The organism is Pseudoalteromonas sp. GB43 (assembly GCF_054923805.1).
Genome location: NZ_JBPCHJ010000001.1, coordinates 1,313,745 through 1,328,937 on the forward strand (window position 1 = coordinate 1,313,745; position 15,193 = coordinate 1,328,937).

Sequence of the window (15,193 nt, forward strand, 5' to 3'; positions counted from 1 at the left end):
ACCACAGCGCATAGCCATGGGTTAATTAAAATTTGCCACGCAAGTATACGTGCTTGAATTGAAAATGCTAGGGCGTGAAATATTTTAATATGACATATTGATAGCTGATCAAAACCATAAAACACGGTATGCTAGTGATATATAAGTGCCAATCTTCAGGAGCTATAATGACAGAGCATAAAAAACCATTGGTATTAATGATCTTAGACGGTTGGGGATACCGTGAAGACACAGAAAGTAACGCCATACTTGCTGCTAATACCCCAGTACTCGACAACCTTTGGGCAACCCGCCCACATACATTAATTTCAGGTTCGGGACTTGATGTTGGTTTACCTGCAGGACAAATGGGTAACTCTGAAGTAGGTCACGTAAATTTAGGTGCTGGCCGAATCGTTTACCAAGATTTCACGCGTATCACTAAAGCCATTGAAGATGGTGAGTTCGATAGTAACCCTGCGCTTGTTGATAATATCGATAAAGCTGTAAATGCAGGCAAAGCCGTGCATATCATGGGCCTTTTAAGCCCAGGTGGCGTTCATAGTCACGAAGACCACATTGTGGCAACAATCGAACTAGCTGCTAAGCGCGGGGCAAAAGAAGTTTACTTCCATGGTTTCTTAGACGGTCGAGACACGCCACCACGCAGTGCAAAAGCCTCAATTGAGCGTATCGAAGCTGTATTTGCTGAACTTGGCTGTGGCCGTTTAGCCACGCTTGTTGGTCGTTATTATGCAATGGACCGTGATAACCGTTGGAATCGTGTCGAGCTTGCTTATGATGTTATGGTGAGTGGCATTGCTGAATACAGCTACACTGACGGTGTAACCGCACTAGAAGCCGCTTATGCACGTGACGAGAACGACGAGTTCGTGGCTGCAACAACGGTTGTACCTGAAGGCCAAGCAGCTGCAGAGATCAATGACGGCGACACTGTTATCTTTGCTAACTTCAGAGCAGACCGAGCACGTGAAATGACTCGTGCCTTTGTTGATGCTGACTTCAGTGGTTTTGATAAGAAAAAATCACCTAAGTTAAGCGCTTTTGTAATGATGACAGAGTACGCAGCAGACATTAAAGCGCCGATTGCGTTTGCTCCGGAGCCTTTAACAAATGTATTAGGCGAATGGTTAGAGAAACAAGGTAAAACACAGCTACGTATTTCTGAAACAGAAAAATACGCACACGTGACCTTTTTCTTTAGTGGTGGTCGTGAAGATGAATTTGTTGGTGAGACTCGCGAACTGATTCCATCACCACAAGTAGCAACCTACGATCTGCAACCAGAAATGAACTCTGAAATGCTGACCGATAAACTTGTTGAAGCAATCGCTAGCGGCAAATACGATGCCATCATCTGTAACTACCCTAACGGAGACATGGTAGGCCACTCAGGTGTATTTGAGGCTGCTGTGAAAGCGTGTGAAGCAGTTGATCATTGTATTGGTCGTGTAGTTGCAGCACTTGAAGAACATGGTGGTGAAGCGCTTATTACAGCCGATCATGGTAATGCTGAACAAATGGCTAACCCAGCAACGGGCCAAGCACATACCGCACACACCAGTGAGCCAGTGCCATTTATCTATGTTGGCCGTGATGCGACACCACATGATGGTAAAACACTGAGTGACGTGGCTCCAACCATGCTTCACCTACTCGGCTTAGAGCAGCCAAGTGAAATGACTGGTAAACCAATAATGACGCTGAAATAAGCTATGAGTAAATGTATTAACCACTTCCTTAAAACTGGTTTAATACTGACTTCATTAGTAGCAACTACGGTTGTTGCTAATGAAGATTAAACCAAAAAAGACTTATCAGACATTCAATCAGCTTTACAAAAAACAGAGGCTGAGCTTAAAGGTCAACGCAAGTCCATTGCCCAAATGCGTAAAGATCTGCGCGCCCATGAGCTCGACATCGCCAAAAATGCCAAAGCATTAAACCTTGCCGCCCAATCTGTTAAAGAAAATGAGCAACAACAACGCGAACAACAAGCTAAAGCTGAGCAACTTAAAGCCCAGCAAACACAACGCCAAACCTTATTAGCTGCACAACTAAAAAGCGCCTATATGGCAGGTAGTCATGACTACTCAAAGATGTTGCTTAACCAACAAGACACAGCCAAAATTGAGCGTACACTAAGTTATTATAATTACTTAAATAAAGCACGTATTGAGCAAATTGAAGAACTCAAAGCACTGCAGCAAGAAATTGCAGACAACCAAGCTGAGCTTGAAAAAACCAAACAACGTCTAGTTGCCTTATATGATGAGCAAAAAAGACGCCAGCAAGCTCTAGTCAATGCACAGCAAGAGCGTAAAACTAACCTCAATAAACTCCAGTCAGCGTTAAAAGAAACGAAGAGCTCAATTGATTATTTAAAAGAAAATGAGCAAACCCTGATCACCGCCATTGAAGAGCTTGAACAAGAGCGAAACGAAAAAGTTGAATTACTAGGCTTACAAAGTAGTAAGGGCAAACTCGACTGGCCAACCAAAGGAGCATTACGCCACCGCTTTGGACAACGCAAGCACGGCAACATAGATTGGAAAGGCGTACTTATCAGCGCTAAAGAAGGCAGTAATGTTAAAAGCGTACAGAACGGTCAAGTGGTTTACGCTGACTGGCTAAATGGCTTTGGCTGGGTTATCGCTATTGATCATGGCGATGGCTTTATGAGCTTATATGGTCACGCTCAAACCCTTCTTCGCGATGTTGGCGACCTTGTTAGAGAAGGCGAAACAATTGCATTAGTCGGTCAAAGCGGCGGACAACCAGATCCTGGTCTATACTTTGAAATACGCCACAAAGGACGCGCAGTAAATCCTGTAAAATGGTGCAGACGCATTTAATTGATTAAATAGCTGCACTCTATGAGGAGCAGCTGATGCTAAACACAACTTACTCTTACAAAGCGCATTTTTCTGCAGCTAAGTTTTTTACTCAGCTGTCTTTTTTATTACTTGTCAGCTTGCTATGCCTGATATTGCAATCGTTTCAGGCTGTTGCAAAACCCTCGTTACAGTCACTACAGCATCAGCAACTAAACGAAATCCTATTTAATATCCATACATATTATGTTGATGATCTGAAACTACAAAACGCATTTGTAACTCAGCCTGATAACTTACAAGTCGAAGCGTTATTCGAACGCCTTGATCCATACTCAAAATATCTCGACGAAACTGAGCTCGATGCTATCTTCAGTAGCACTAATGGTAGATACACAGGACTCGGTATAGAAGTAAAAGTTGAAGATGGTCGGGTGTATATTGTTAACACTATTAATAACTCACCTGCGGCGCTTGCGGGTCTTCAGGTAAATGATGAAGTTATAGCGATTAATCAACAGCCTATTTTAGACAAAAGCATCGAAGAAGTGGCTAAGTTGATTCGCCAAAGCGGTGAGAACGCCGTTGATGTAGTTATCAAAAGAGAGACAAATACTGAGCTTAATTTCTCGGTTAAGCGCCAACAGATTAACCTAGAAAGTGTTAGTGACCATTTAGCAGATACAGGTGTTGCACTGATCAGTATCAATGCATTTAACAATCATACATTGCACGATGTTGCTCGAGAGCTTGCAAAAATGCAGGTCACCAATAGCTTCCCTCTTTCAGGTTTAATCATTGATTTACGCGATAACCCTGGCGGTACATTACAAGGGGCGATTGAAGTTGCAGATCTGTTTTTAGATAACGGCACCATCGTATCCACCAAAGGTCGCTTTAATGAAGCTAATCAGAAGTTTAAAGCCCATAAAGGCGACATACTCAGTGGCGCTCCTATTGCCGTGCTAATTAACGAAAACTCAGCCTCTGCAGCTGAAATACTCGCAGCAGCACTGAGAGACAATCAACGAGCGGCGCTAATTGGCGAAACTTCATTTGGTAAAGGCTCAGTGCAATCATTGATACCTCTAGGTAACGGTAATACCGCATTAAAACTGACTACAGCACGTTATTACACACCTTTGGGTCAATCTATCGATGGGAAAGGGATCACTCCAGATGTGAGTATTAATCAAACAATGCTTTCAGAAATTGACCAAGGCGTTATAATAAAAAATATCCAAGAATTGGCGCTTTTTAGCTCACTTCTAGATAGACAAGACAAAAAGCAACTTACAGCAAAGCAGCTCGTTATTATGCAGTAAGTAAATGCTCACAACGGATATAATAATTACAAAAAGTGAACTTAAAAAAAGGCTTATTACTCGCCGTATGTTGCCTACCGCTATTCTGCCAAGCAAAGCAAATAGCCATAGTAATCGATGATATAGGCAATCATCAGCGCGACCTTGAAATATTAAACTTACCAGGGCAAGTGACCTTTTCAATCTTGCCCCATACACCCTATTCGCAAATATTTGCTGAACGCGCCAGTAGAACTCATAAAGAACTACTTTTACATGTTCCCATGCAAGCGCTTGATAAAACCAAAGCACTTGGTCCGGGTGCGCTCACCGATACTATGAGTAAGTCAGAGTTACAAACAACCCTTGGCCATGCATTAGCCTCTTTACCACAAGTAAAAGGGGTCAATAACCACATGGGATCTGAGCTAACACAGCTTACTGAGCCAATGAAATGGACGATGGAAGTATTAAAGAAACGTGGTTTGTACTTCTTAGACAGCCGTACAACGAGTCAAAGTGAAGCACAAAATGTTGCTAACCTGTATGGTGTCGCAAATGTATCTCGCCATGTATTTCTTGATAACAATGTCACCCAAAGTCAGCTACAACACCAACTAGAAGAGCTAAAAACCAAAGCTCAACACTTCAACTACGCAATCGCCATTGCCCACCCCTACCCAGAAACCGTTGCTTTTCTGCAACAAGCCCTCCCAGAACTACAACAACAAGGCTTCGAACTTGTTCCCCTCTCACAACTAGTCGAAACAAAATACATTCAACTAGCCAAAGCAGAGCAAAAACAAGGGGAATGAGTGTTATAAACGAGAGTTAGCGAGGGGAAAGTTGAAAAAGTAAAGTTTGGAAGTCTGCCGTAGGTTGGGTAGAGCGCAGCGAAACCCAACAGCGTGGTAATTCGTCATGCAGAATGAAGAGATAAAGCTCATTAATAAAAGACGAATTAGCGCAAGGTGAAGTAAGCCATTTTAGAGATCGCTAACCTGTTAGACCAGTAGAGATTTTAAGAATTTTTAACCATGGGTTATGAAGAGGGTCATATGGATTATGTTGGGTTTCGCTCCGCTCTACCCAACCTACCTGGGGAATGAACTGGGTTAATGCTGAGGGTGACTCTGTACTAAACAACACTACAGTTCAACTTTACCCTTGCTAATACCATTCCGTATAAAGATTAAATCAATTTAATCCATTCCCGATTGCACATTTTCCTTACTCGATCCGGGATTGAAATAAAGTGATTCCACGCCTTTGAAACTTCATCGACAATTTCGTCATAGCTTGAAAATACTCTATTTGATAAACAATGTTGTCGTATCCAACTCCATACTTGCTCTATTGGATTTAGCTCTGGTGAATAAGGTGGAAGCTTTATAAGCGTTAGGTTTTTAAATTCTGCAGCTGTATCGTATGTGTGCCAGCCTGCGCCATCTATGATCACGACAGCATGTCTTCCAGCAGGTGTCGCGTGTGATATCTGGCGCATGTGCTGCGTCATCGCTTCTTTATACCATTCCGTATAAAGATTAAATCAATTTAATCCATTCCCGATTGCACATTTTCCTTACTCGATCCGGGATTGAAATAAAGTGATTCCACGCCTTTGAAACTTCATCGACAATTTCGTCATAGCCTGAAAATACTCTATTTGATAAACAATGTTGTCGTATCCAACTCCATACTTGCTCTATTGGATTTAGCTCTGGTGAATAAGGTGGAAGCTTTATAAGCGTTAGGTTTTTAAATTCTGCAGCTGTATCGTATGTGTGCCAGCCTGCGCCATCTATGATCACGACAGCATGTCTTCCAGCAGGTGTCGCGTGTGATATCTGGCGCATGTGCTGCGTCATCGCTTCTTTATTTACAAATGGACTTACTAACGCTTCTGTTTGGCCTGTCGCTGGACATACCGCGCCAAATAAGTATCCATAGTCAAATTGCTGTTGTTTTACAATCCGTGGCCGAGTGCCTGTTTCAGCCCAAATGCGCGTAGTCGGATTTTGCTGGCCAAATCGTGCTTCGTCCTGAAACCATACGTCGATACGGTCAAGAGGAAGATGTCCTGGTGTGTGAAGGATCGTTTCCAGTTGGAAGTTTTTTAAAAGCATCTTGGCTCTGTAATGATTGCTTCGGGTGTTTAGAGCGGCTTGTGATCCAACTAAAGCCAAGTTGCTTTAGAATTTTATAGACATGATTTAAGTGGTAATGAACACCAAATTCAGTGTGAATGTAATGCACAATGTCTTCACCGGTAAGGCGCCCACCTTGAAGCTCTGTGTTCGTGCGCTTTATAAATTCAGACAGTTGTTCAAGTTGCTGCGGTTGCAGCCTTGATGGACGTCCTTGAATAGGCTTATTGTCTAAACCACCCAGCCCATTCTCTAGGTAACTAGAAACCCATTTATTCACACTACTTCTTGCTGTGTTTAGACGTTTTGCAATATCGGTTCGGCTATTACCCTCATAAAATAAAGACACTGCAAGCAATCGCATGCGTTTTCGTGCGTTTGGTTCTTTACGAGAAAGCGCTAAAAGTTGTTCAGATATGTTTGGGTTCAATGTTAATAACCAGTGATTTTATATAGCCTATATTAGATCAGATATTTAAGCGGAATGGTATAACTTTTCATACCAATCCGCTTAATTAAGTAGTCTATTTTGAGGCAATAAAACCTCGTTGATAACAAGGCAAAAATTTCGTTATTTAGTTGTTCTAAATGAGAAATTTTTAACGCAGTTAGCGACAGGTTTTATCCCTCAAAATGATTAAGTATTATTGCGGGTTGGTATAACTCGCTAACTCATGTTGGGTTTCGCTCCGCTCTACCCAACCTACCTGTCTGACAGCTCCAAACGCAAAAAAGCCCGACTCTTTCGAATCGGGCTTTCTCTTATTTGGAGCCTGGCGATGACCTACTTTCACATAGCAGCTGCTACACTATCATCGGCGCTGTTTCGTTTCACTACTGAGTTCGGCATGGGGTCAGGTGGGTCCAAAACGCTATTGTCACCAAGCAAAAGGCGTGGAAAGGATTCTCGACAAAGCGCGTAGCGCTTACGAGTCCTTTGCGCAAGGTGAACTGATTTCGCGTTAAGCGTTGCGGTTCACCCTACATAAATCTGGAATTCTGATATCAAGTAATTGTCTACTTTAGTGTCTTAACTTCTGTCTGTTACGCTGTCATAAAACGCGTTTGGCGTTGTATGGTTAAGCCTCACGGGTAATTAGTACAGGTTAGCTTAATGGCTCACACCACTTCCACATCCTGCCTATCAACGTTGTAGTCTTCAACGGCCCTTCAGAGACTTTAAAAGTCTAGTGAGAACTCATCTCGAGGCCTGCTTCGCGCTTAGATGCTTTCAGCGCTTATCAGTTCCGAACGTAGCTACCGGGCAATGCCATTGGCATGACAACCCGAACACCAGCGGTTCGTTCACTCCGGTCCTCTCGTACTAGGAGCAACCCCTCTCAATTCTCAAACGCCCACGGCAGATAGGGACCGAACTGTCTCACGACGTTCTAAACCCAGCTCGCGTACCACTTTAAATGGCGAACAGCCATACCCTTGGGACCGACTTCAGCCCCAGGATGTGATGAGCCGACATCGAGGTGCCAAACACCGCCGTCGATATGAACTCTTGGGCGGTATCAGCCTGTTATCCCCGGAGTACCTTTTATCCGTTGAGCGATGGCCCTTCCATTCAGAACCACCGGATCACTATGACCTACTTTCGTACCTGCTCGACGTGTCTGTCTCGCAGTTAAGCTGGCTTCTACCATTACACTAACCGTACGATGTCCGACCGTACTTAGCCAACCTTCGTGCTCCTCCGTTACTCTTTGGGAGGAGACCGCCCCAGTCAAACTACCCACCAGGCACTGTCCGTAACCCCGATTAGGGGCCAACGTTAGAACATCAACACTACAAGGGTGGTATTTCAAGGACGGCTCCACAAAAACTAGCGTTTCTGCTTCAAAGCCTCCCACCTATCCTACACATGTAGGGTCAATGTTCAGTGCCAAGCTGTAGTAAAGGTTCACGGGGTCTTTCCGTCTAGCCGCGGGTACACAGCATCTTCACTGCGATTTCAATTTCACTGAGTCTCGGGTGGAGACAGCGTGGCCATGGTTACACCATTCGTGCAGGTCGGAACTTACCCGACAAGGAATTTCGCTACCTTAGGACCGTTATAGTTACGGCCGCCGTTTACCGGGGCTTCGATCAAGAGCTTCGTCCGAAAACTAACCCCATCAATTAACCTTCCGGCACCGGGCAGGTGTCACACCGTATACGTCATCTTGCGATTTTGCACAGTGCTGTGTTTTTAATAAACAGTCCCAGCCACCTGGTCACTGCGGCTCCCGTCCGCTTAAAGAGCAAGTCTCATCACAGATAGGAGCGTACCTTCTCCCGAAGTTACGGTACAATTTTGCCTAGTTCCTTCACCCGAGTTCTCTCAAGCGCCTTAGTATTCTCTACCTGACCACCTGTGTCGGTTTGGGGTACGATTCGGTATAATCTGAAGCTTAGAGGCTTTTCCTGGAAGTATGGCATCAACAACTTCACACCCTTGGGTGCTCGTCTCGTGTCTCAGTCTTAGCAACCCGGATTTTCCTAAGTCACCAACCTACTCACTTTCACATGGACAACCAACGCCATGCTTGTTTAGCCTGCTCCGTCCCCCCATCGCAATTATACCAAGTACGGGAATATTAACCCGTTTCCCATCGACTACGCCTTTCGGCCTCGCCTTAGGGGTCGACTTACCCTACCCTGATTAACATGGGATAGGAACCCTTGGTCTTCCGGCGTGCGGGTTTTTCACCCGCATTATCGTTACTCATGTCAGCATTCGCACTTCTGATACCTCCAGCAAACCTCCCGGTTCACCTTCAACGGCTTACAGAACGCTCCCCTACCACTCAAACAAAGTTTGAATCCGCAGCTTCGGTGCATAGTTTAGCCCCGTTACATCTTCCGCGCAGACCGACTCGACCAGTGAGCTATTACGCTTTCTTTAAAGGATGGCTGCTTCTAAGCCAACCTCCTGGCTGTCTGGGCCTTTCCACATCGTTTCCCACTTAACTATGACTTTGGGACCTTAGCTGGCGGTCTGGGTTGTTTCCCTCTTCACGACGGACGTTAGCACCCGCCGTGTGTCTCCCGGATAGTACTTTACGGTATTCGGAGTTTGCAAAGGGTTGGTAAGTCGGGATGACCCCCTAGCCTTAACAGTGCTCTACCCCCGTAAGTATTCGTCCGAGGCTCTACCTAAATAGATTTCGGGGAGAACCAGCTATCTCCCGGTTTGATTAGCCTTTCACTCCTAGCCACAGGTCATCCCCTAACTTTTCAACGTTAGTGGGTTCGGTCCTCCAGTTGATGTTACTCAACCTTCAACCTGCCCATGGCTAGATCACCGGGTTTCGGGTCTATACCTTGCAACTATACGCCCAGTTAAGACTCGGTTTCCCTACGGCTACCCTAATCGGTTAACCTCGCTACAAAATATAAGTCGCTGACCCATTATACAAAAGGTACGCAGTCACCCTCGAAGGGCTCCTACTGCTTGTACGTACACGGTTTCAGGTTCTATTTCACTCCCCTCACAGGGGTTCTTTTCGCCTTTCCCTCACGGTACTGGTTCACTATCGGTCAGTTGGGAGTATTTAGCCTTAGATGATGGTCCACCTATATTCAGTCAAAGTTTCACGTGCTCCGACCTACTCGATTTCACTTAAGATGCATTTTCGTGTACGGGACTATCACCCTGTATCGTCAAACTTTCCAGAATGTTCCACTAACACATAATAAGCTTAAGGGCTGGTCCGGTTTCGCTCGCCGCTACTTCCGGAATCTCGGTTGATTTCTGTTCCTACGGGTACTTAGATGTTTCAGTTCTCCGCGTTCGCCTCTTACACCTATGTATTCAGTGTAAGATACCTGCAAGCAGGTGGGTTTCCCCATTCGGAAATCCTAGTCTCAAGCGCTTTTTACTAGCTTGACTAGGCTTATCGCAAGTTAATACGTCCTTCATCGCCTCCAACTGCCAAGGCATCCACCGTGTACGCTTAGTCACTTAACCATACAACCCAAACGGGTCTTTGTTAGTGACAGCTGTTAACTTCGCCAGAAGTTAATTCATCAAATAATGATGAGAATACTAAAGTAGATACCGATTAATCATTGCTGATTAACTGGCATATTTTTTACTTTTGAAAACTCTTTATAGATACAAGTATCTATAAGAATTTTAATATCAGCTTTCCAAATTTTTAAAGAGCATATTAATTAGTTAAACCAAGCGGTTTAGCTAACTAACAATCATCTGTGTGGACACTACGAACAAATAAGTTCTAAATCGTATAAGGAGGTGATCCAGCCCCAGGTTCCCCTAGGGCTACCTTGTTACGACTTCACCCCAGTCATGAATCACTCCGTGGTGAACGTCCTCCCGAAGGTTAGACTATCCACTTCTGGAGCAACCCACTCCCATGGTGTGACGGGCGGTGTGTACAAGGCCCGGGAACGTATTCACCGCGTCATTCTGATACGCGATTACTAGCGATTCCGACTTCATGGAGTCGAGTTGCAGACTCCAATCCGGACTACGACGCACTTTAAGTGATTCGCTTACCCTCGCAGGTTCGCAGCACTCTGTATGCGCCATTGTAGCACGTGTGTAGCCCTACACGTAAGGGCCATGATGACTTGACGTCGTCCCCACCTTCCTCCGGTTTATCACCGGCAGTCTCCTTAGAGTTCCCGACCGAATCGCTGGCAACTAAGGATAGGGGTTGCGCTCGTTGCGGGACTTAACCCAACATCTCACAACACGAGCTGACGACAGCCATGCAGCACCTGTATCAGAGCTCCCGAAGGCACCAAACCATCTCTGGTAAGTTCTCTGTATGTCAAGTGTAGGTAAGGTTCTTCGCGTTGCATCGAATTAAACCACATGCTCCACCGCTTGTGCGGGCCCCCGTCAATTCATTTGAGTTTTAACCTTGCGGCCGTACTCCCCAGGCGGTCTACTTAATGCGTTAGCTTTGAAAAACAAGTCCGAAGACCCGAGCTTCTAGTAGACATCGTTTACGGCGTGGACTACCAGGGTATCTAATCCTGTTTGCTCCCCACGCTTTCGTACATGAGCGTCAGTGTTGACCCAGGTGGCTGCCTTCGCCATCGGTATTCCTTCAGATCTCTACGCATTTCACCGCTACACCTGAAATTCTACCACCCTCTATCACACTCTAGTTTGCCAGTTCGAAATGCAGTTCCCAGGTTGAGCCCGGGGCTTTCACATCTCGCTTAACAAACCGCCTGCGTACGCTTTACGCCCAGTAATTCCGATTAACGCTCGCACCCTCCGTATTACCGCGGCTGCTGGCACGGAGTTAGCCGGTGCTTCTTCTGTAAGTAACGTCACAGCTAAGTGCTATTAACACTTAACCTTTCCTCCTTACTGAAAGTGCTTTACAACCCGAAGGCCTTCTTCACACACGCGGCATGGCTGCATCAGGCTTGCGCCCATTGTGCAATATTCCCCACTGCTGCCTCCCGTAGGAGTCTGGGCCGTGTCTCAGTCCCAGTGTGGCTGATCATCCTCTCAAACCAGCTAGGGATCGTCGCCTTGGTGAGCCATTACCTCACCAACTAGCTAATCCCACTTGGGCTAATCTTATGGCGTGAGGCCCGAAGGTCCCCCACTTTGGTCCGTAGACATCATGTGGTATTAGCAGTCGTTTCCAACTGTTGTCCCCCACCACAAGGCATATTCCCAAGCATTACTCACCCGTCCGCCGCTCGTCAGCAGAGTAGCAAGCTACTCTCTGTTACCGCTCGACTTGCATGTGTTAGGCCTGCCGCCAGCGTTCAATCTGAGCCATGATCAAACTCTTCAATTAAAAGTTTTTTGAAACCGAAGTTTCGTGCTCAATGAATTCTGTATAAATTGACTATATAGTCACTCATAAGAAATTGAGACTCTAAATTTTTTTGCTCCACTTAGTAAACTAAGCTTCGCTGTTAGAACTCAATCTGTACGAGTGCCCACACAGATGATTGCTTTATATTGTTAAAGAACGTTTGAGATACTTTTGCGTCTCAAGGGCTGTGCATTCTACGCAAGCCGTTATTTTTGTCAACACTTAATTTTGAGAAAAGTTTATTTTTTCAAAACTCAGTTTTACCTGACTCAACCAACTCGTCGTTTTGCTTTTTTGTAAGCAGTCCGCCGTGTCGGTGGATGCGCATTATAGGGATGCAGCGAATTAACGCAAGCACTTTTTTGAGAAAACTTTAAAAAAACTGCCTTTTGTATCCTTTTTAGTCTAAACACCACAAAAGAGAAACTTTATTAACGCTTCAGTAACTTTTTAACCGTATTTAAGGCCATAAAAGTACAAGACTCTAAAAACAAAAAGGCCCAGCAATATAGCTGGGCCTTTAAATTGTTCGCGTTTTTAGGTGTTAAGCAATGCCGTATTGATCACGGTATGCTTTTACTGCAGCTAAATGCTCATCCATTGTACCTTTGGCTTCTAGGTAACTAATTAAGTCAGCTAGTTTTACAATAGAGATAACTTTAGTGCCAAAGTCACGCTCGACTTCTTGAATAGCAGATAACTCAGCTTTACCTTTCTCTTGGCGGTCAAGTGCAATTAAAACACCACTTAAGTCTGCACCATTATCTGCAATGATTTCCATAGACTCACGAATAGCTGTACCTGCAGTGATCACGTCATCGACTAACATGATCTTACCTTTAAGTTCAGAACCTACTAATGTACCACCTTCACCGTGTGCTTTTTTCTCTTTACGGTTAAAACAGTAAGGTACATCTTTGTCGTGATGATCTGCTAAAGCAACCGCTGTCGTTGTTGCGATTGGAATACCTTTATAAGCAGGGCCGAATAATACATCGTAATCAATGCCCGCATCTTCAAGTGCTGCAGCGTAAAAGCGACCCAAGCGTGCAAGGTCACGACCGGTATTAAATAAACCAGCATTGAAAAAGTAAGGACTAGTGCGGCCAGACTTTAAAGTAAACTCACCAAATTTAAGCACCTGCTTTTCAAGTGCGAATTCAATAAACTCTTTTTGATAATCTTTCATAACTAATAAACCTACTTATTTATTAAGCTAATGCTTGCTTTTGAACGTCGATAATTTCACGAATTGAATGTTTAGCTAATGTAAGTAGCTCATCAAGTTCGTCGAATGAGAAAGGTTCGCCTTCAGCTGTGCCTTGGATTTCGATGATTTTGCCAGTTTCGGTCAAGATCACGTTCATATCTGTTTCGGCTTCAGAATCTTCTAGGTACTCAAGGTCACTAATTGGTTGACCTTTATATACACCAACTGAAATTGCCGCAATCATATGCTTAAGTGGGTTTGAATTGATCATACCTTTACTACGCATGTAAGTAAGCGCATCAACTAATGCAACACATGCACCACTGATTGATGCCGTACGTGTACCGCCATCTGCTTGAATTACATCACAATCGATAGTAATGGTGTTTTCACCTAACGCCTTTAAGTCAACCGCAGCACGAAGTGCACGTGCGATTAAGCGTTGAATTTCCATAGTACGACCGCCCTGCTTACCGCGCGATGCTTCACGGCCATTACGAGTATGTGTTGAACGAGGTAACATACCGTATTCAGCCGTAACCCAACCTTTACCTTGGCCTTTCATAAAGCGTGGTACACCAGCTTCAACAGTTGCTGTACACAAAACTTTAGTATTTCCAAACTCTACTAATACTGAACCTTCAGCATGCATAGTGTAATTACGTGTGAATGTAACCGGTCTAATTTGGTTAGGTGTTCTTTCGCTTGGACGCATTAACGATCCCCTTAATTCTGAATTTGCCACATTATAAGTCGATGTGGTGCTAGATGCCATGTTCATTTACATAATTAACTGCATCAGAAAAGCACATTTCAGAAAATTTACGCTAGAGGTTAAAAGCTGATTCGGTATAATCAGTCAACTTTGTAAATTTAATAACACTAGGAAATCATCCATGATCCACAGCATGACAGCTTATGCGCGCCGCGAAATTAAAGGCGAATGGGGCACTGGCACTTGGGAAATTCGTTCAGTAAACCAACGTTACCTTGAAACTTTTATCCGCGCACCTGAGCAATTTCGTGGCATGGAACCGGTTATTCGTGAGCGTTTACGTAAACATTTACAACGCGGTAAGGTTGAAGTTTTCTTAAAGTTTGCTGCAAATCCAGCGCATGTTGGTGAGTTAACGATTAACGAATCACTCGCTGAGCAATTAATTAAAAGCGCACAATGGGTGCAAAACCAAAGCAATGGTGACATCAACCCAGTTGATATTTTACGTTGGCGTCTGGCGTTATGGAAGCCGAAGAGCTCGACATGGATAGCGTAAACACTGCGCTAATTGCAGGCTTCGATGAAGTGATTGAAGATTTTAAACAAGCTCGCGGCGATGAAGGCGCAAACTTACAAGAAATGATAGCAACTCGCCTTGATGCTATTTTAGAGCAAGTAACTATTGTTGAAGGCCACTTACCAGAAATCGCTAAATGGCAGCGCGAAAAACTAAACCAAAAGCTAGAAGAACTAAAAACAGACATCGATGAGTCTCGCCTTGAGCAAGAGCTTATTTACCTTGCACAAAAGCAAGATGTTGCTGAAGAACTTGACCGCTTAAAGTCGCATGTTAAAGAAACCAAAAAAATCTTAACTAAAGGCGGCGCATGTGGCCGACGCCTAGACTTTATGATGCAAGAGTTTAACCGTGAAGCAAACACATTAGCATCAAAGTCTATCAACAGTGACATCACAAACGCTGCGGTAGAACTAAAAGTGTTAATCGAGCAAATGCGCGAACAAATTCAGAATATTGAGTAAGATTAGTAGTCAAACTTCCAGCAAAGCCCTATTTACATAGGGCTTTATTTTATCTCCAAATTTTCCCGACCCCTTCAAAAATCCATCTGCGAAATTGTGAGCCAGACAAAATTAAAATAAGCTCAACTTAAAAATAAT

6 protein-coding genes, 3 rRNA genes and 3 pseudogenes are annotated in these 15,193 nt (G+C 44.4%); 5 read left to right on the forward strand and 7 right to left on the reverse strand.

What is annotated here, in order from left to right; all coding sequences use genetic code 11:
* The first annotated feature begins 167 nt into the window (after nt 1-167).
* The 4 genes and pseudogenes from gpmM to ACRWSG_RS06215 all read left to right on the forward strand — a co-directional run bounded on the left by gpmM (nt 168) and on the right by ACRWSG_RS06215 (nt 4,953).
* Nucleotides 168-1,712 carry a 2,3-bisphosphoglycerate-independent phosphoglycerate mutase gene (gene gpmM, locus ACRWSG_RS06200; RefSeq protein ID WP_054550972.1) on the forward strand — a complete coding sequence of 515 codons (1,545 nt, stop codon included), beginning with the start codon at nt 168-170 and terminating at the stop codon, nt 1,710-1,712.
* 3 nt (nt 1,713-1,715) lie between these two features.
* Nucleotides 1,716-2,855: pseudogene (locus ACRWSG_RS06205) on the forward strand (murein hydrolase activator EnvC family protein).
* A gap of 35 nt (nt 2,856-2,890) precedes the next feature.
* Nucleotides 2,891-4,159 carry a S41 family peptidase gene (locus ACRWSG_RS06210; RefSeq protein WP_462165896.1) on the forward strand — a complete coding sequence of 423 codons (1,269 nt, stop codon included), beginning with the start codon at nt 2,891-2,893 and terminating at the stop codon, nt 4,157-4,159.
* Nucleotides 4,160-4,194: 35 nt separating this feature from the next.
* Nucleotides 4,195-4,953 carry a divergent polysaccharide deacetylase family protein gene (locus tag ACRWSG_RS06215; protein ID WP_187490263.1) on the forward strand — a complete coding sequence of 253 codons (759 nt, stop codon included), beginning with the start codon at nt 4,195-4,197 and terminating at the stop codon, nt 4,951-4,953.
* A 377-nt stretch (nt 4,954-5,330) separates the two neighbouring features.
* On the opposite strand, the pseudogene ACRWSG_RS06220 reads toward ACRWSG_RS06215, so the two are convergent.
* From ACRWSG_RS06220 to rph, 7 genes and pseudogenes are all read right to left on the reverse strand, one after another.
* Nucleotides 5,331-5,660: pseudogene (locus ACRWSG_RS06220) on the reverse strand (transposase); the annotation flags it as partial.
* A gap of 22 nt (nt 5,661-5,682) precedes the next feature.
* A protein-coding gene (locus tag ACRWSG_RS06225; RefSeq protein WP_462166905.1) for an IS630 family transposase occupies nt 5,683-6,649 on the reverse strand; the annotation gives its coding sequence in 2 pieces (ribosomal slippage) (nt 5,683-6,249 and nt 6,251-6,649; 966 coding nt in all).
* 407 nt (nt 6,650-7,056) lie between these two features.
* A 5S ribosomal RNA gene (gene rrf, locus ACRWSG_RS06230) occupies nt 7,057-7,171 on the reverse strand.
* A gap of 189 nt (nt 7,172-7,360) precedes the next feature.
* Nucleotides 7,361-10,243: ribosomal RNA gene (locus ACRWSG_RS06235) — 23S ribosomal RNA — on the reverse strand.
* 281 nt (nt 10,244-10,524) lie between these two features.
* Nucleotides 10,525-12,065 (reverse strand): 16S ribosomal RNA (locus ACRWSG_RS06240).
* Together the 16S, 23S and 5S rRNA genes form the textbook arrangement of a ribosomal RNA operon.
* A 565-nt stretch (nt 12,066-12,630) precedes the next feature.
* A complete protein-coding gene (gene pyrE, locus ACRWSG_RS06245; protein WP_054554229.1) occupies nt 12,631-13,275 on the reverse strand; it encodes an orotate phosphoribosyltransferase in 645 nt (214 codons plus the stop codon).
* Nucleotides 13,276-13,297: 22 nt separating this feature from the next.
* Nucleotides 13,298-14,011 (reverse strand): ribonuclease PH, encoded by a 714-nt coding sequence (gene rph / locus ACRWSG_RS06250; protein WP_054554228.1) that lies wholly within the window; start codon nt 14,009-14,011, stop codon nt 13,298-13,300.
* Nucleotides 14,012-14,192: 181 nt separating this feature from the next.
* On the opposite strand from rph, the pseudogene ACRWSG_RS06255 reads away from it, so the two are divergent.
* Nucleotides 14,193-15,055, forward strand: a pseudogene (locus ACRWSG_RS06255) (YicC/YloC family endoribonuclease).
* Nucleotides 15,056-15,193: the final 138 nt, after the last annotated feature.